The sequence below is a fragment of the Bacillus sp. AC266 genome (genome assembly GCF_979253805.1).
In genome coordinates, this window is record NZ_CEEDEC010000002.1 from 629,131 (window position 1) to 644,808 (window position 15,678).

General features: G+C 32.4%; 20 protein-coding genes and 1 pseudogene. 20 read left to right on the top strand and 1 reads right to left on the bottom strand.

Going from position 1 to position 15,678, the window contains the following annotated elements; genetic code table 11:
* Position 1 precedes the first annotated feature (1 nt).
* The 14 genes from AC0IXC_RS10830 to AC0IXC_RS10895 all read left to right on the top strand — a co-directional run bounded on the left by AC0IXC_RS10830 (position 2) and on the right by AC0IXC_RS10895 (position 9,728).
* The gene (locus AC0IXC_RS10830) at positions 2 to 760 is read left to right on the top strand and encodes a hypothetical protein (RefSeq protein ID WP_471652881.1); all 759 of its coding nucleotides are present in this window, start codon (positions 2 to 4) and stop codon (positions 758 to 760) included.
* A gap of 124 nt (positions 761 to 884) precedes the next feature.
* Complete coding sequence (locus tag AC0IXC_RS10835; RefSeq protein ID WP_471652882.1) at positions 885 to 1,532, top strand: hypothetical protein; 648 nt, start codon at positions 885 to 887, stop codon at positions 1,530 to 1,532.
* A gap of 57 nt (positions 1,533 to 1,589) precedes the next feature.
* Complete coding sequence (locus tag AC0IXC_RS10840; RefSeq protein ID WP_471652883.1) at positions 1,590 to 2,453, top strand: hypothetical protein; 864 nt, start codon at positions 1,590 to 1,592, stop codon at positions 2,451 to 2,453.
* 154 nt (positions 2,454 to 2,607) lie between these two features.
* A complete protein-coding gene (locus AC0IXC_RS10845; RefSeq protein WP_471652884.1) occupies positions 2,608 to 2,997 on the top strand; it encodes an HNH endonuclease in 390 nt (129 codons plus the stop codon).
* Positions 2,998 to 3,014: 17 nt separating this feature from the next.
* Positions 3,015 to 3,536 (top strand): hypothetical protein, encoded by a 522-nt coding sequence (locus AC0IXC_RS10850; RefSeq protein ID WP_471652885.1) that lies wholly within the window; start codon positions 3,015 to 3,017, stop codon positions 3,534 to 3,536.
* A gap of 1 nt (position 3,537) precedes the next feature.
* Positions 3,538 to 5,679, top strand: a complete 2,142-nt coding sequence (locus AC0IXC_RS10855; protein ID WP_471652886.1) for a terminase TerL endonuclease subunit — start codon at positions 3,538 to 3,540, stop codon at positions 5,677 to 5,679.
* A 229-nt stretch (positions 5,680 to 5,908) separates the two neighbouring features.
* Positions 5,909 to 6,412: a hypothetical protein gene (locus AC0IXC_RS10860; protein WP_471652887.1), complete on the top strand. Its 504-nt coding sequence runs from the start codon at positions 5,909 to 5,911 to the stop codon at positions 6,410 to 6,412.
* 328 nt (positions 6,413 to 6,740) lie between these two features.
* Positions 6,741 to 6,926: a DUF5659 domain-containing protein gene (locus tag AC0IXC_RS10865; protein ID WP_471652888.1), complete on the top strand. Its 186-nt coding sequence runs from the start codon at positions 6,741 to 6,743 to the stop codon at positions 6,924 to 6,926.
* Between the two features lie 32 nt (positions 6,927 to 6,958).
* Complete coding sequence (locus AC0IXC_RS10870) at positions 6,959 to 8,092, top strand: hypothetical protein (RefSeq protein ID WP_471652889.1); 1,134 nt, start codon at positions 6,959 to 6,961, stop codon at positions 8,090 to 8,092.
* Positions 8,093 to 8,224: 132 nt separating this feature from the next.
* Entirely contained in the window at positions 8,225 to 8,464 is a 240-nt protein-coding gene (locus AC0IXC_RS10875; RefSeq protein ID WP_471652890.1) for a hypothetical protein, read from the top strand.
* Between the two features lie 31 nt (positions 8,465 to 8,495).
* Positions 8,496 to 8,744 (top strand): hypothetical protein, encoded by a 249-nt coding sequence (locus AC0IXC_RS10880; protein ID WP_059037417.1) that lies wholly within the window; start codon positions 8,496 to 8,498, stop codon positions 8,742 to 8,744.
* 22 nt (positions 8,745 to 8,766) lie between these two features.
* Entirely contained in the window at positions 8,767 to 8,982 is a 216-nt protein-coding gene (locus AC0IXC_RS10885) for a hypothetical protein (RefSeq protein ID WP_471652891.1), read from the top strand.
* A complete protein-coding gene (locus AC0IXC_RS10890; protein WP_471652892.1) occupies positions 8,979 to 9,173 on the top strand; it encodes a hypothetical protein in 195 nt (64 codons plus the stop codon). The genes AC0IXC_RS10885 and AC0IXC_RS10890 overlap by 4 nt, the downstream gene beginning before the upstream one ends.
* A gap of 207 nt (positions 9,174 to 9,380) precedes the next feature.
* Positions 9,381 to 9,728: a hypothetical protein gene (locus AC0IXC_RS10895; RefSeq protein ID WP_471652893.1), complete on the top strand. Its 348-nt coding sequence runs from the start codon at positions 9,381 to 9,383 to the stop codon at positions 9,726 to 9,728.
* Between the two features lie 162 nt (positions 9,729 to 9,890).
* On the opposite strand, the gene AC0IXC_RS10900 is transcribed toward AC0IXC_RS10895, so the two are convergent.
* Positions 9,891 to 10,628 (bottom strand): hypothetical protein, encoded by a 738-nt coding sequence (locus tag AC0IXC_RS10900; protein ID WP_471652894.1) that lies wholly within the window; start codon positions 10,626 to 10,628, stop codon positions 9,891 to 9,893.
* Between the two features lie 257 nt (positions 10,629 to 10,885).
* Here AC0IXC_RS10900 and AC0IXC_RS10905 point away from each other — a divergent pair, with 257 nt between their 5' ends.
* From AC0IXC_RS10905 to AC0IXC_RS10930, 6 genes and pseudogenes are all read left to right on the top strand, one after another.
* Entirely contained in the window at positions 10,886 to 11,536 is a 651-nt protein-coding gene (locus AC0IXC_RS10905; protein ID WP_471652895.1) for a hypothetical protein, read from the top strand.
* A 132-nt stretch (positions 11,537 to 11,668) separates the two neighbouring features.
* Positions 11,669 to 12,070 carry a hypothetical protein gene (locus AC0IXC_RS10910; RefSeq protein ID WP_471652896.1) on the top strand — a complete coding sequence of 134 codons (402 nt, stop codon included), beginning with the start codon at positions 11,669 to 11,671 and terminating at the stop codon, positions 12,068 to 12,070.
* Between the two features lie 225 nt (positions 12,071 to 12,295).
* On the top strand, positions 12,296 to 12,901 hold the full coding sequence (locus tag AC0IXC_RS10915; RefSeq protein ID WP_471652897.1) for a hypothetical protein: 606 nt from the start codon (positions 12,296 to 12,298) through the stop codon (positions 12,899 to 12,901).
* A gap of 201 nt (positions 12,902 to 13,102) precedes the next feature.
* A complete protein-coding gene (locus AC0IXC_RS10920) occupies positions 13,103 to 13,735 on the top strand; it encodes a DUF2971 domain-containing protein (protein WP_471652898.1) in 633 nt (210 codons plus the stop codon).
* A 40-nt stretch (positions 13,736 to 13,775) separates the two neighbouring features.
* Positions 13,776 to 15,080, top strand: a complete 1,305-nt coding sequence (locus AC0IXC_RS10925) for a hypothetical protein (protein WP_471652899.1) — start codon at positions 13,776 to 13,778, stop codon at positions 15,078 to 15,080.
* A 457-nt stretch (positions 15,081 to 15,537) separates the two neighbouring features.
* Positions 15,538 to 15,606: pseudogene (locus AC0IXC_RS10930) on the top strand (sporulation initiation factor Spo0A C-terminal domain-containing protein); the annotation flags it as partial.
* Positions 15,607 to 15,678 lie beyond the last annotated feature (72 nt).

Below are 15,678 nucleotides of genomic sequence, written 5' to 3' on the forward strand. Positions count from 1 at the left end.
CATGTTATTAAATGGTAAGCCAGAAGAATTAACACGTTATTCGAAATTAAATTATGATGCAAAATTATTTATTCAGAAAGCGCATGAATTGTGGGAATACAGTGATTTACAGATTAGGTGTGTATATTTAATATCCGACTTAGCGAAAAAAGGACAAGGGGTATTCAGTGTAGCTTACAGCACATTTCAAAAGATGTTCGAACAGCGTTTTAAAATGAAAATATCTCTATCGACTGTTAGACGATTTTTCGCATTGATGGAGAAAGTCGGTTTGTTATCAATCAATGAAGCAAAACGTAAAAACGAACAGCAATCCGCTAACGTTTATATCGTCGAACAGCAATGTGATGAGCTAAATAATGAACAGGCACATGAACATCCTTGTGAACACCAAAATATTATTTCTTTGCAAGAAATAAAAAACGATGAACAAAAAACTTTAAATAATACAATTGTTAACAAAGAAAATATCATACATGAATTATATGTAAAATTTATGAAAAAAGGATTAAACAAGCGTATCATCATGAAAGTGATGAATGAAATCAAAAACAAAAGTGGCATTTCTGATTTGAAAGCTTATATTGATACCGCATTAAATAATGTATTACATCGTGTTCAATTGAAAAACGGTACAAAGGTATTTGCTAGTGAGCGTATGCAAATGTTTTATAATTTCATGGATGGCGACCTTCAAGAACCATGTTCAATACAGCAAAAAAGCGGTGGAACAGCTTTGTATGATTGGATTAATGATTAATAATTTCTCATAAAAAAGATGAAAAAATTATTAATTTGCTCCTTACTTTGTGCTTGGTAGCGTATATATACTTAGAAGATGTATTTCATTTAAAGTTGAATATATAAATAAGGAGATTTATAGAATGGTTATTAAAAAACAAGTCAAATCAATGTCTTTGTCGATAGATACTATAGCGAAATTGAACGAAGAAAAAAATGGTTCAGCTTTAATTCAAAATTTATTGGACAAGCATTTTGAAGAACAAAACAAATCGTATGAACAAAAAATGCTTGAATTACAAGTTATTGGATTGGATACAGCAATCAAAAGCATTTTCGAAAAGTATGTACATGCGTTAGATATTAACGAACACGGCGAATTTACGGAATCCGAACGTTCACTGTCATACATGGAGCGATTGAAACACATGAAATCCGTGTTTTTTATTGCATATGATGATTTAACGCTCAATTATTTACGTGATGAAGCATTAAAAAGCTTTATAGCGAATAACCGTATTGGATTTTCAGCAAGTGATTTTCCTTTTGAGCGTATTCATGGGGAACATCATGCAAACGATTGGGAAGTATTAAAATACATTCATTGTTTGCATAAATATTTTAGCAAAATGCGCTATTTTGTATGTTCTCAAGATGAGGAAGCTAAGCAATTTGTTATTATTTTTGCAAATGCCGACTTACATGTAAATATATTAGCAATTGAAAATGATAGCATTGACTATGTTCGAGCGTATAAACGATACTACGAATACGTTCATTTTTCGGAATAGTTAAAATATGACGCATGACACCTATTATATGGTGTCTTTTTTTATGGAGGAATCACAATGAAATTTACACCGACACCAGCGGATTTTAAAAAACGAAAGCAAATCGAAGAATGGTACGCATCACAGCCACTACCAAAAGGCGATTGGTATTACATTCATGATAATGATGAAGATGGAAAAATGTGTGCGTTCGTATTAGAAATTGCGGCTGCTTATTTAGGTCGTAAATGTATTCATGCTGGATATGTAAAAAGAAGTTCTAAATTCGGTGAAAAAGTAAACGTGCGTCCAGAGTACAAAGACAAGATTAACTTTGTACTTGATATACCAGCTGGAACAGGTTTTGAATTGGCGGATAATGCAATTGTATTTGACCAGCATTTCATTGCCGATAAATCATTGGCACACAAGAACAGGATTGATATAAACGCATTGGGTGATGTAACGGATATTATGAGCGATGATGTATGTAACATACCATGTGTAGCCATACTGATTAGTTATTTGAAGTATGAAGGTATTGACGTATTAGATTTAATTGTTAATGAAATGAAAGCTGACAAAGAACTGATACGTGCATTAGCCTGTGGTGATAGCATGAAGTATGTAGTATTAAACAAATGGCGTGATATTAGAGTACATTGGCAAATACTATTGGGCAATACATTATTGGTACAGGCCATGCGTGATATGTTCGCTGATGAATCATTGATACCGATTGATGATACATACGATAAAGTACAGTGGAACAAATATTATAAGCTGTACATTACCACGCCATATTATGACACGGTGTATCATACATCACGAATACAAAAGAGAGATACATTGAAACCAATATGTCATTTGCAAGTACATCCAAAAGACAGAAGGTATCCAAATACAGCTGAAATAAAGAACACATACAATTTATTACAATAATACAAGATGGAAAACGTAAAGTGCGGAAAATATATGTTTGATACAAGCCCCCCTATGAAAAAGAAAAAAGGTTTAGGGAACAAAAGGACAGAGGGCTGTCAAATTTCCACCGCACATCCGTTTATCCGTCTTTTTTATTTTGGAGGAATCACATATGCCAATCATGAAAACTTGCCCAAAATGTCGTAAGAAATACGAATATGGCAAGAGATGTCCATGTGTAAGCAAACACAAGAAAAAAGCTCTTGTCATCAAAGGAAAAGATGATGATTTTTATACTAAACCACGATGGAGAAAGCTACGAGACCAAATCATGGAACGTGACGGAAATCACTGTCAGCGATGTTTGCACAAGTACGGAATTATCAATAGCGAAAATCCTGAAGTCCATCATATCAAAGCACGTAGCCAATATCCTAAATTGCAATATGAACCAAGCAATCTTGTAACAGTATGTAAAACATGCAATTTGCAATTGGGGACAAACGGTGTCGATTGGGACCGTAGTAATGAAATTAAAATAGACATCGAACCATGTTTGTAAAAATAGGAGGAAACGAAATGGGTAGAAAAGCAAAACCTGCTAGTCAATTGACTGGCAATCATTTAAGTAAAACAGAAAAAAACCGTTTAGAAAAATTGGAAAGGCAATTTGCTGGTGATTCAGACCGATTAGCACAAGGGCTAAGAGGTTTGTATGAAATTGAATACAATCAATTGCGAGATGAAATTGCTAAAGAAAGCTATCATATTTTGGCGTTAGAAGCTCACAAATCTTCTGCTCTTGGCAATATTCACATTTCCACATTAATTGAACTGGCGAATGAAACTTCTTTGCTAAGAGGATATGAAAGTGCCATCAATGATGAATTTTTAATTTATGTGGGAGAAAAGCCTGTAGCAAACCCAATTATCAAAATGAGACAGGAATCTTTAAAAACTATAAATTTGATGAAATCACAATTGGGACTTGGAGCAATTGATATTGTTACATTGGCTCGTCAAAAAGCGGAAATGAATGAATCCGATAGCTTAACAAATTTATTTACCAATAAAACAAATAATCCTTGGGAGGAACAATAATATGAAATATAAAGTGAATGAAAAAACATTTGAAGGAATTACATTTCCTTCGGAAACTGAGCGAACAGCTTTTCAAACTAAATACAAGGAATTAACAAATGGAATCGGTCATGTAATGGATAAACACATGGCTGATTTTTTATTTACATCGTATGTTTATATGTTAAAGGCAATGAATAACGGTGATAATCGCATTGCTACACGTTCAGAATACGACCAAATCACACGTTTTTGTCGTGACTATACAGATAAATATAGCTTAAAGGATAACATGTTATACGACATGGCTTTCGGTTTAAATATGTATCATAAAGAACCATGGGATGGTTACGCTTCTTTTGGTCGTATGAAACATATTGTTAAAACTGAACGCACGTTAAAACCACGAGTAACGTCGAGCATTGATTACAATGATTTATTGAATAGCACGCCTGTTAAATTCGCATATGACATGGTAGCTGACAAGAGCCAATGTTATTGGATTAGACTACAGGCGAAACAATTTATTGAGGACTTCACGGTGAATCAATTTAAGGATGATTTTCCGTATTATTTCAATGCTGATGTATTACGTGTAATTGAAGTATTTTTACGACAAATCAATTTAGCGACAGCTAAAGATGTGAAATTGATTGGTGATTCAATTGCAAATCATGTAGCACCGTTTCAATATTTCATGTTAGCGAATGTATTTGCATGGCGTAAAAAAGAAGATTTCGCACAAAACCGCTTTGAAAAATTCGTCCTGTTTATTCCACGTAAAAATGCTAAATCATGGCTTGTAGCTGTCGTGAAAATGTTAGGACTTATCTTATTACCAAATAACAGTGAATTGTATTCAGCATCTAATACAAGGGAACAAGCGATGAATATTCGTAAGGAATTTGAAAACATCGTCAATGCTTCACCGACTATCAAACGCTATTTTAAAATCAATCGTGATTTAATTATGGGATTACATTCAAACAGTACGTTTAAAGTTCTTGCTGGTAAACCGAAAGATGGTTCTTTACCGTCGATAGCTGCTATTGATGAAAACGGTGATGCTGAACCAGATAACCAAATTGCAAGTTCTTTAGAAAAAGGTATGTCAGGTTCATTTCAGTTAACGTTCTATGTTTCTACTGCATATGCAAAATATCCAAGTGGTATGAGCATTGAAGTAGAAACGGCTAAAAGTTCACTTGACCCAAATAGCAAATACAATGACGAACGATTATTTGCAATGTTATATACTGCTCAAGAACCAAATATCCTGTGGACAAGCCACGAGGCATTAAAGGCGACGAATCCATTGATGTGGGAAATTAACCGTGAAACATTGGTCAGCGAGCAAAAAAAAGCTATGGAACGGGAAGAAAAACAAAATGAGTTTAAAACGAAACGTTTAAACATTTTCTTGGCGACCAATGCTGGAACATCAATCGCCCCAATCGAAAATTTAAACGCATGTTATGATTCCGAAAACGATTTAGATTGGACAGGTCGTGATTGCGTATTGTCATTTGACTTGTCGAAATCCGATGACAATACATGTGCCAGCTTAATTACAAATCACGAAGGCGATTATTATGTAAAACAGTGGGTATTCTTACCGAGCGGGCGCTTGAAGGAAAAAAGCGACAAGGAAAAAATTGATTACAAAATGTGGATGAATCGTGGACAAGCGATAGCTACGGAAGACCAAAATTTTAATAGCCAAATTATCAATTACAAAACGATTGAGAACTTCATTGTCAGCATTCCGAAGCATTTGGACGTAAACATCACACATGTGTCATACGACCCATACAATGCAAATAACTTAGTACAGAATCTGCAAGAATATGAAGAATTTTATACTGCTCAATTTGAACCAATCACACAATCACATACAGGTCGTCATACTGGTGTGAAATTATTGCGTGAAATCGTATTACAAAAGCGATTGAAATACAATAACACTATGATTCAATATGAGTGGGGAGCTGTACAAATGCGTGAAACGGATAATCTGTATATTGCTGAAAAAGTGAAAGGTGCCTTGCATAAAACAGATATGGTATTCTCATTGATTACGGGCTTAGTAACATGTAGCGAATTGTATGAAGTTAATAAACGTGGAACATTTCTGCCATTCTTTGTTATTGACAGCGATAATTAAATGGGTATATCTCTTGATTTTTAATAATGATGAGTGGGAAGTTCCAGAGATAGATGGAGATTACAAGGATTATATTTTGTAATATAACAAAGTAATCATATATGAAAAGTGAAATTGAATATTAATATTCAAAAATCTCTTATTCTATATTTTTTTCACTAGAAAATGTTTTTAATTCCCTTTATGTGGAAATGCTATATTTGAACCACATTTAGAAGGAGTGATTTTGATGGTGGATTTATTAAAAGAAGCAATAAGAATATTAGATGCTGATGAAAGGATTGAATTATACGGTTTCCTCCGAAAAAATTTGAAAGATGATGGAACTGTGCAGACATATAATATGATTGGGGAATTTGGCGAACGTGCGGTGCTCAACTTTTATAATAATTCCCCATCATTACCAAATTTACGAGCTGTAAAAATAGGAACGAGGATTATTGACGCTGTAAATGATGAAAATGGCGAACGTTACAGTATTAAAGCGACGACCAGTAGTAATAGTAATACAGGTGTATTCAATGGACTGAATGACATTGGTTCGGATTTACCAGAGGAGCAATTGTTCGAATACGCTGTCATTGTGATATTTGATGAAGACATGTCTCCCAAAACAATATATGAACTCGATTGGGATAATTTTTTATCGCTCAAGAAATGGAATAAGGATAAACGTACTTGGTATTTACCGATTACCAAAGAGCTCAGACGAAAAGCAAAAGTATATAAATAAAAAACAGCCACGAACCAAATTAATGATACGTGACTGTTTAAAGAATTTTCAATATCATAAAACAGGAATTTTACTGGAATGTTATTTTGCGAGTGCTAATATTGTCACTTTGTTTATTGAATGTTTTCGAAGAGTTATCTACCAAAATCGCTATCTCATATAAGTATATATATATGAGCTAGGGAAAATGGTAGATAACTTTTTTCACTTAATAAACGAAAGAAAAGAGATGTATAAGCGCTTGCGATTTTTTATTTTAGCTGCCTTACCTACTTCGAGGTGTTCAATATAATAATACAGATAAAACATTCACTGGAGGAAATTTACAATGGAAAATAATAAAAAGAAGCGAATATTTAAAATCAATGTGGCAAATTTCTTAATTAAAAACGGTGCGGAACTGATAGAAATCAGAAGCGGGGAAGTGAAAGACGACCCAAAAGCAATTACATTCTTATTTAGAAATAATGAGAAGCTATCGGAAGCATTGTTAAATTTAAAACATCAAATTTAACTGCTTAATAACAATTAAGGAGTAATACTAACATGAAGAACCTAACAAAGAGTGAGTTTGCTGAGATGTGGAACAAAGACGGTTCTAAAAATGGTAGCGCATGGCAAAAAATTGAGAAGGAAATTAATTTGTTATGTCGTTATGAAAAAACAGGAAGGAATCGAGGAACACGTTATAACGTTTTAGAAGTATACGATGTTCCAAAGGAAAAAGTACATGGTAATGCTGGCAAAGAACCAGTAAACAAAGGTGTTATTGACAAAACTTCATTAAAATATCAAATGGCGGAAGCTCTAATTGAATTGGGTCAGCCAGAGTGTTATGAGTCTAAAAGTTATTATTTGGGAGAAATGGGACTTAAAAGCGGTAACACACAGCATATTCAAACCATGTTTGAACATCGTAACTACAGTGAACTCGATACGATAGATAAGTTTGTATTTACACAAGTACAAAATTTACAGCTTTCATTAAATCGGTTTATTGGCGGTGCTTTCGATTTAATTCGCAAGGGAACTTTTGCTGATGTTACTTTACAGGAAGAATTGTGGGTAGCATATGAAAATAAAACACATGAAGTAGCTGAAGAACTTGTAGAACTATATCCTTTATACGAAGAGGCACGAGCTGAAGCACGAGAAATTGTAAAACAAAATTATGGAAACGATATGTTTTTTACCGTGCGAGAGCGATTAATCACCGCTGAATATGAATGTCTTATTCGCAATGAGCTAAAGTACAAGCCGTTATTTGATAATGCTATAGCGTATTTTTACAAGAAATACGCTATCGATGGAAAATTGGAAAAAGCCATGATTGATTATGATTATGAAGTAGAAAATTATGACGGTGGATTGGAAAATGAACACGCTATTGATGAAGCTGTCGTGTATGATTTCTTTTGTGAATTTGTTTCCCACAGAAAAAAAGCTTCCATAAAAAATATCGACAAATTAATTGAGGAAGGTATAACTGGAGATTTCTTAAACAAGGAAATTATGATTGAATTTGCTGAAAAATTGTTCGTTTTCATGTTTTTGGATGGAAACTACACACAATTCAAACAAAGTTATGAGTCTATGATTGAAGATGTTAAAAAATCATATGAACAAAAAATCGAAGAAACTGTTAATGACGCATTATCGGAGTTAGCATGGAACTTGTGAAAACGAACTGTATCAATGGTTCGTTTTTTTGTTATGTATTCAATTTGTATACAGGATTATTTTCTCTTGTCAGTAGATTTTTAGAGACATATAATGAAATTAAATATTACCAATATATGGAAGGCGAGATGGGTGAAAAGACAAAGCGTACATTCAGCAATTGGAGCCTTAACGACGTTATTTTATGTACATCGTGATTCAGAACTTGGGATTAGAACGTTAGAACGCTACATTGAATGGGGTCTATTGAATGATACGAGATTACTGGCAGAGATATTTGAACAAACGAGAAGCTGTGATTTATTGCATGGAATAAAGCTATTCGATATGAGAGCTGCGGAACAAATTGAAGATATTTTGAGAGGAAATTGAAAATAGATATTCAAAAAGGAGGAATGACAGCATGAATGATTTATATGTTTTACAGAAATTTGATAAACGGAAATTCGTACAAGAAGAAGTCATGCTTACAGCTGATGCTCTAGCTTTCCTCGAAATATCGAGACCAAGGCTCAATATGTTAATCAAGCAAGGGAAAATAGAGCCTGTTATTCGTACTGGGGCGACGAGTGTGTTCCTACGAGATGATTTGATAAAAAAGAAAAAAGAGCTGATTGAACTTAGAAAGAAATACAGACCCTACGAATATTGAAATTACCAAAGGAGAAATACAAATGAAGAAGGAGAAACCGAAGCTAAAGAATATTTACAAGAAATCCATTGCGATTGAATTAATAAAGCTAAACCACAATTTGCATCATACGATGCGTAACCGTTCCAATGAAAAATACCAGATATTTGTCTTCGAGGAAACTCCTGAATTAATACAAGATATGCTGGCTATAGTTGAATGGCAAGAAAGATTGTATCAAGAGAAGCATAAAAAATGAGAGAAAGAATTGAAACGATATTATTATTCGTGTCGGTCATAATAATGATGATAACGTTCACTATGATGGTGTGGGACGACTTATTTCATAAAGATGATAGAACTATAAGGCAAGAACAGGAACGTGAAGAACGTCGACTACAACGTGAAGAAATGATAAAAGAATATGAAATGCAGGGACTGTATAGATAACAGACCCTTTTGAAATAACAAAAGGGTCTAATTTAAAATTATGCCCTATAACTAGCGGTTATTGTGCTGAAGGAGGTCGTGTTTCACGACTCCCTATTTCCACAAAAATTTTCAAAACATTTAATATAAATAATTTCTTACTTCCTTTTATTCTGATGTATAATTAAAATATATTCACAAAAAATACATAACTGGGAAGTGAATTCTATGGGCAAGCATATTAAAGAAACTATTGAAAATCTTACTCTTGAACAATTGCAAGCAATTGTGGCGGAGCTAGAAGTAAAAGGATTTTATACGGATGAATGTAAGATTATTAACGGTAGTGGCTTATTAAATGCATCCGGGATTGCCGATGGGGGACCTTTATTAATAAAAAGATTACAAGAAGAATTAGAATACCCCTACGGATTAGGGTATACAAGTGAATGTGATGCTCAGCGTGGTCCGGTAGCAGGTTTATGTAGCTATGATTGGTATGAAGACATTATGGATTTTAGGGAAAGAGGTCTTCTTCCGTTTATTGAAAAATTAAATAAAATTGACCCATATTAATAATTTACTATTTTAGATATTTTTAAAAGGAAGCAATAAAATACAGCTTCCTTTTTTTATAACAAGTACCTCGTGTTTCACGAGTACCTTGTATCATTATTGTTGATACAAGGTAGTAACCTGATTACCACCTGTCGCATTATAACAGGTGGCTTTTTCATATCATTCACCCTCTATAGTAAGTGTAAAACCCTCTTCGACTTTTCTTATTTTAATTTTTTCCAAAGTATCTGCGCTTTCCAAATTCAAAACATCATTACTAATGTCACCGAGATTTACTGTTAATGAATCGCCTTCTACAGGATGTGAAGTTATAACGCGATACTCTTTTTGTGCGTTGAAGAATTTTCTTTTGTAAAAGAATGCTTGAGTCATATCTTTTTCATATTCTTCTCTTTTTAATGGGGTTTCCGCATGTTCATCAAAATATTTAACAAAACCATGATATGCCCCAATTCCTTTTTCCATCAAAGCATTGTCCAGTTTCTTAAAATATTCTTTTTCATTTAATATCAATACTGGTACTCTATCAGGAAATTCTTTTTTCAGATGTTCTATTATTTCACTTTTTATTTTATCTGTATTTTCATCAACATGTTCCATTTCTTCGTCAAAAATACCAGCAAAACAAGTTAATTGAAATTGACGGACTACTTCATATGTTTGAGTAAAGAATCCTTTAGTAACATTTATTTTGTGCATTTGTCCACCTGGGAGCCCAATACTAATTTCCCCTTTTGTTGGGTCAAAATGTCGAAGGTGAGAACCTTCATATTTATCGCCAATTCCTTTATCACCATACTTTTTTTCTAAGTCGATAAAATAACCTGTATTTTTGAAATACAAATTCCCATCTAAGAACATTTGAACGTATTGTGGTTCAAAAAATTTGATTAGCATCGCAAACACCCCTTTTTCAATTTATTCCATTATATCACTAATTATGGAATATACGTTCTGTTATTGTTGTGTATTTGCACTTATATATAAAGAAACTTGACTTGAAGAAACAATATATATTTGTTCACAATTTAGACACGATTTCAGCTTTCCACTTTAGAAAGTGGTCAATACAATAGCGGTGTAAAAGACAAACAAGCGCTTGTACTACAGCTTTACATATAAAAATCAAATTAAATCAAATGGAGGAATTTATTATGTTAAATCGAGTTATCTATGGTGGACAAGTATATTACAAGGTGAATGATGTGGCGGTGTTATTTGACCTGTCACAATATAAAATGAAAAAAACATTATCAAAACAAGATATCGAAACGACAATACTTAAAGGATTTGGTCGCACTTCATTTATACTTGAAAAAAATGTGGGGAAAATTGAAATCAATAACAATGATAGAGTGAAAATCACAAAAACAGAAGTTACAGGAGGCATTGAAAAAGTAGAAGTCCAAAAAGATGAGGAAGTTCCAGCTGAAGAAACAAAAAATGAAAAAGAAGAAATGAAATCTGAAACAGAAAAAGAGGTGGAAACGACTGTTAATAATAACGATACTACGACTGAATCGGATATTGAAAAAATTGAGGAGCTTCAGGAAGAACATGAACATTTGAAACAAAAAGCTAAAGCGTTAGGTGTTAAATTCCATCGAGCTGAGGAATATAACTTACTTAATAAAATTTGTGAGAAACATATGGGCACAGGGAATAAACTTTTACATGCTACTTTAGAGGAAATTGAACAATTGAGAGCTGGTGTTTCAGAGATAGAAAAAGTGGCTGCTGAAATGAGATTGGATGAAATAATTGCTAAAAAGAAATTGGATGCCGAAAAGGAATTGATTGCATAAATTATTTCTCTTGATACGGTTCACATTTATTGTTAATATGAAATATATCGGATATGACAATATTCGACAAATTACACGAATACCTCCAATTACACGAATGAATCAAATTATAATTCAATGGAGGAATTAACAATGAAAACAGAAACAATTAACACATGGGAAAAACAGTGGAAAGAATTTTACAGTGAATCGTTAAAAGGGAATGAAGCTCATATTAACATGCTGAATTACACCAATGAACACATTGAAGAGATTTTTTCCAAGTTAGATGAGGTACGAATGATGCTTCCACATATGGCGGAAGTGATACATGTATTACATCATTCCTTAACGAATGACAATTACGATTTTCAATATCGGTCATCAGGGTTTGAAATCATGATAAACGAACACATTCAAATTTCTTTAGAACCACAAGAGGAAACAGATGCTGTAACGGAAATTGAATGTAAAGTGGAATTTGAAAATGAATGTTTATCATTCTTGATTGATGAACATGACCATGAAAAACTTAAAATTGATATGAAATCATAATAGGATTACACCAAATGCACCAGATTGACAAGCATTTCATTTTGGTGCGTTTATGATATTTGGTATTACGTTATAAATAAAAATGCGATACTGAACGAAATAAACGGTAGAAAAAATTCCGAAAAATTTTGTTTAGCCACCTTACATTTCATTTCACTTCAATACAATAGTTTTGTAATCACAAACGATTACACACAAAACATTAAATTATTGGAGGAAATTGAAATGAAAAACTTAGAAATGATGGAAGCAAAATTGGAAAGAAAACATGAAAGACAAATGAAAGCATTTAAAGAAATGGCATTTTTCTTGGAACTTGAGAAAATGGAATACCAAGTGAGCGGTTATCGTAATGGTTCTCTGTATGTAGATGCGAATGATGATGTTACATTCAAAATTTGGATTGAAAATGGTCAATATGTTCTTGAAACAGAATTTTACAGAAGTGGATTAGTCGATGATGATGGATATTATATCGGTTTTGTCTTCCTTGATAAAATTAAACGTGTAGGAGCAAAAACAATCGTGAATAACATGATTCGTATTTGCAATAACATCGACGAATTGGTGCTTGCGAAATTGGAGCAAAAAGAAATGTGGAAACGTCAGCGTGAACAAGGCGCTGAACGATACAAACAAAAAATCCGTGAAGAGGTAATTGCGGAATTACAAAACGAACAAAAAACTGCTAAAAAAGAACCAGCTAAAAAACGAACAAGAAAATCAATTAAGAAAACTGAAACAAAAGAAAAGGCACCAAGAGTTCCTAAAGTACCAGAAATTCCAAAAACACCGACGGATATTCTGAATGACCCATTCCCTGATTTCTAAAATATCTAGCCACTGTATGTAATGTGCAGTGGTTTATTTTTATATTAAAATTAAATGTTGTATAAGTGTGACAAACGGAAAGAAAAATGAATTTTAGATATGTTATAGATTTATACGGAAGCAGAGAGAATTGAATAAACTATTAAATTGTCTTAATATCAAATTATAATTATGAAAAAATATATGGGGTGAAATGATTCGATGGGATATGACTGGGAAAAATGGGAAAGAAGAATTAAATATCGCTCAGATTTGGGTGGGTATGTATATCATTTAACAAAACCCGAAGAAAATGAAGATGGAAAAATTATTATGTCAGCTTTGGATAGATTGCTTAAAATAATCAAAGAAAGGAAATTGAATGGAAGTTCTACAGAATCAGGGTTTATTATGGGAAGCAAAAAAGCAATTTGTTTTCAAGATGCTCCTATACACGGTATTGTTCAAAATATTGTTCATGAACAAGACTTTAGAAAAGAATTAGGAAATAAAGTTAGATATAGAGGAATAGGACTCGCATTTCCAAAAACATATATTTTTAAAAGTGGTGGAAGGCCAGTTTTTTATGAGAAAAAAGAAATAGCGAAAGATATTTTGCCTAAAGATGAATGGTGGAGAATTGTAAACCTTGATTTATCACAAGACGATAATATTATAGATTGGACACATGAAAAAGAATGGCGTTTACCAGAAAATGAATTTCATTTTGATTTATCAGAGGCTGTAGTTTTATTAACCAATAGAACTATATATCAAGAGTTTATTGAAAAGTGTCCTCTTGATAGTTTAAAAGAAATTGAGGGAATCGTTCAATTGGGTCCGTTAATGTATTAAATCTAAATATAGAAAATGAAAAAAGAAATGAGTGTTAAAAATGAGATTGAGATTTTCAGAATGGTTAGATAATCAAGAAATGGAAGATGAAGCGAAGGATTTATTCAGTGAGAGTGTAAAATGTTATAAAGCATCAGCATATCGAGCGGCTCTTCTTTTTTCATTTTTGGGTTTTCAAACGGTAATTAAACATCGAATGTTAGTATCAAAGACGCCAGAAAATTATAAGGATTCCGAATGGAATTACATTCAAAAACAATTACAAAATGATGATAGCTGGGAAAAGAAAATAATAGAAATTATAAAAGATAAGAAAAAGCCTGTATTTAAGTTATCTGAAGATTTATACGAACAATATTTTTATTGGAAGAATCGAAGAAATGACTGTGCTCATGCCAAAGGAAATGCCATAGATTATCCACATGTGGAGAGTTTTTGGTTATTCACAGAATCTAATTTATCAAAATTTGTGGTTAATGGTGGACAAGCACATATCATTGAACAAATTATAAATTATTTAAATCCATCTATTACTCCAGTAGGGGCAGATATTGAACCAATTACAAAGCAAATCCCGTTTGCTGTAGAATTAATTGATTACAAGGATTTTTTAGGGCAGCTATTAAAAATAACTAATACTAAGAGAGGCCCATTTCTTTTTATGCCATTAGATGCGAATTTGGCTTTGATTTGGTCAGGGCTGTTTACTTTACCAACGGATAGAACTAAAATTCTTATTGAGTTTTTAAAAGAGAACCGTGATTTTACAATGATGTTTTTGAGAAGAGATTCTACCGTTATAAAATATTTCGATGGAGAATCAGAGTTTTTGAGAGTTTTATGGAAAGAAGAATTTTCAAATTCTACGGACTATCAAATATTTATAGATATGATTCGAAATAATTTAATACCAGAAGCACAATTAGAAGAATTATTTAAACATATGTTTGAAAATATTTCGACAGAAATATTTAGCCAAAATCCTTTTGCTTTTGGAAGAAAAATAAGCGAAGTGGATATAATGATTTTAAAAGCTAAAGGATTTTTTGATGCATTTTATCATAGTGCATTTGTATGTGATAACATTGTTTATGACTTTAAGTTTGGAAATAGAAATAAAGAATTAGTGCTATATTATATTATTTATTTTGGATTCGATAATACTATAGTAAGTACTTTGAATAGTGCTATTTCCACTTCATATCCTCCTAGACATTTAAAAGAAAGTTTAAAATCTTTATATAAGTCGGATAAAGGTCTTTGGGAAGGACATAAAAATATTTGTGATGATTTAAGTGAAACAATGCCTGAATATCTAGAAGAAATTGCCTTTGAATATAAATAAAAAATTCTACTTTTATATGCCCATTATCTTAATTGATGATGGGTGTTATTTTTTGGTTTCTTTTCATTTTTATTTAGCCATCGTCCTTACATCCACCAGCATTTCAATATAATAGTATTGTAACAAGTATTATGAAATGAAAGGATGTGAACACACGCCTGTATCTCTTCTGTTTTGCTCTAAATAATTTCTTGTATAAAAACCTCCTAATTTAATTTAATGTGTCATTTGGACAGTCGTTAAAAGAAAAACGGCTGTCATTTTTTTAGTTTCTTCTATATATATGAAGTTTTTATTTTAGAAAGCTTTTCTTGTTTCCGAAACAGAGGTGATGATATAATGATTGCAATGAAACAAATTAATGAATGCATGCCAATAAACTAAAAGGGTGTGTATCAAAATATTGAATTTGAAAACGCAATGTTTATGCGTTTTTACCATATAAAATGAGTGAAACAAGCCAATATCTTCCGAGTTCATCGCAATGGTTGCGGATAAGCTAAGACTTGAACATAAGGCTAGCTGAGAGGAAAAGTAGTAAGGGATTTAAGTTTTAGTAGAGCTTAATAATTCTTGAAATTTATACTCGATATCAATT

What these genes read in the sequence shown, in the direction of transcription:
- AC0IXC_RS10830 (WP_471652881.1), top strand. Translation starts at nt 2, where the DNA reads ATGTTATTAAATGGTAAGCCAGAAGAATTAACACGTTATTCGAAATTA.
- AC0IXC_RS10835 (WP_471652882.1), top strand. Translation starts at nt 885, where the DNA reads ATGGTTATTAAAAAACAAGTCAAATCAATGTCTTTGTCGATAGATACT.
- AC0IXC_RS10840 (WP_471652883.1), top strand. Translation starts at nt 1,590, where the DNA reads ATGAAATTTACACCGACACCAGCGGATTTTAAAAAACGAAAGCAAATC.
- AC0IXC_RS10845 (WP_471652884.1), top strand. Translation starts at nt 2,608, where the DNA reads ATGCCAATCATGAAAACTTGCCCAAAATGTCGTAAGAAATACGAATAT.
- AC0IXC_RS10850 (WP_471652885.1), top strand. Translation starts at nt 3,015, where the DNA reads ATGGGTAGAAAAGCAAAACCTGCTAGTCAATTGACTGGCAATCATTTA.
- AC0IXC_RS10855 (WP_471652886.1), top strand. Translation starts at nt 3,538, where the DNA reads ATGAAATATAAAGTGAATGAAAAAACATTTGAAGGAATTACATTTCCT.
- AC0IXC_RS10860 (WP_471652887.1), top strand. Translation starts at nt 5,909, where the DNA reads ATGGTGGATTTATTAAAAGAAGCAATAAGAATATTAGATGCTGATGAA.
- AC0IXC_RS10865 (WP_471652888.1), top strand. Translation starts at nt 6,741, where the DNA reads ATGGAAAATAATAAAAAGAAGCGAATATTTAAAATCAATGTGGCAAAT.
- AC0IXC_RS10870 (WP_471652889.1), top strand. Translation starts at nt 6,959, where the DNA reads ATGAAGAACCTAACAAAGAGTGAGTTTGCTGAGATGTGGAACAAAGAC.
- AC0IXC_RS10880 (WP_059037417.1), top strand. Translation starts at nt 8,496, where the DNA reads ATGAATGATTTATATGTTTTACAGAAATTTGATAAACGGAAATTCGTA.
- AC0IXC_RS10885 (WP_471652891.1), top strand. Translation starts at nt 8,767, where the DNA reads ATGAAGAAGGAGAAACCGAAGCTAAAGAATATTTACAAGAAATCCATT.
- AC0IXC_RS10890 (WP_471652892.1), top strand. Translation starts at nt 8,979, where the DNA reads ATGAGAGAAAGAATTGAAACGATATTATTATTCGTGTCGGTCATAATA.
- AC0IXC_RS10895 (WP_471652893.1), top strand. Translation starts at nt 9,381, where the DNA reads ATGGGCAAGCATATTAAAGAAACTATTGAAAATCTTACTCTTGAACAA.
- AC0IXC_RS10900 (WP_471652894.1), bottom strand. Translation starts at nt 10,628, where the DNA reads ATGCTAATCAAATTTTTTGAACCACAATACGTTCAAATGTTCTTAGAT.
- AC0IXC_RS10905 (WP_471652895.1), top strand. Translation starts at nt 10,886, where the DNA reads ATGTTAAATCGAGTTATCTATGGTGGACAAGTATATTACAAGGTGAAT.
- AC0IXC_RS10910 (WP_471652896.1), top strand. Translation starts at nt 11,669, where the DNA reads ATGAAAACAGAAACAATTAACACATGGGAAAAACAGTGGAAAGAATTT.
- AC0IXC_RS10915 (WP_471652897.1), top strand. Translation starts at nt 12,296, where the DNA reads ATGAAAAACTTAGAAATGATGGAAGCAAAATTGGAAAGAAAACATGAA.
- AC0IXC_RS10920 (WP_471652898.1), top strand. Translation starts at nt 13,103, where the DNA reads ATGGGATATGACTGGGAAAAATGGGAAAGAAGAATTAAATATCGCTCA.
- AC0IXC_RS10925 (WP_471652899.1), top strand. Translation starts at nt 13,776, where the DNA reads ATGAGATTGAGATTTTCAGAATGGTTAGATAATCAAGAAATGGAAGAT.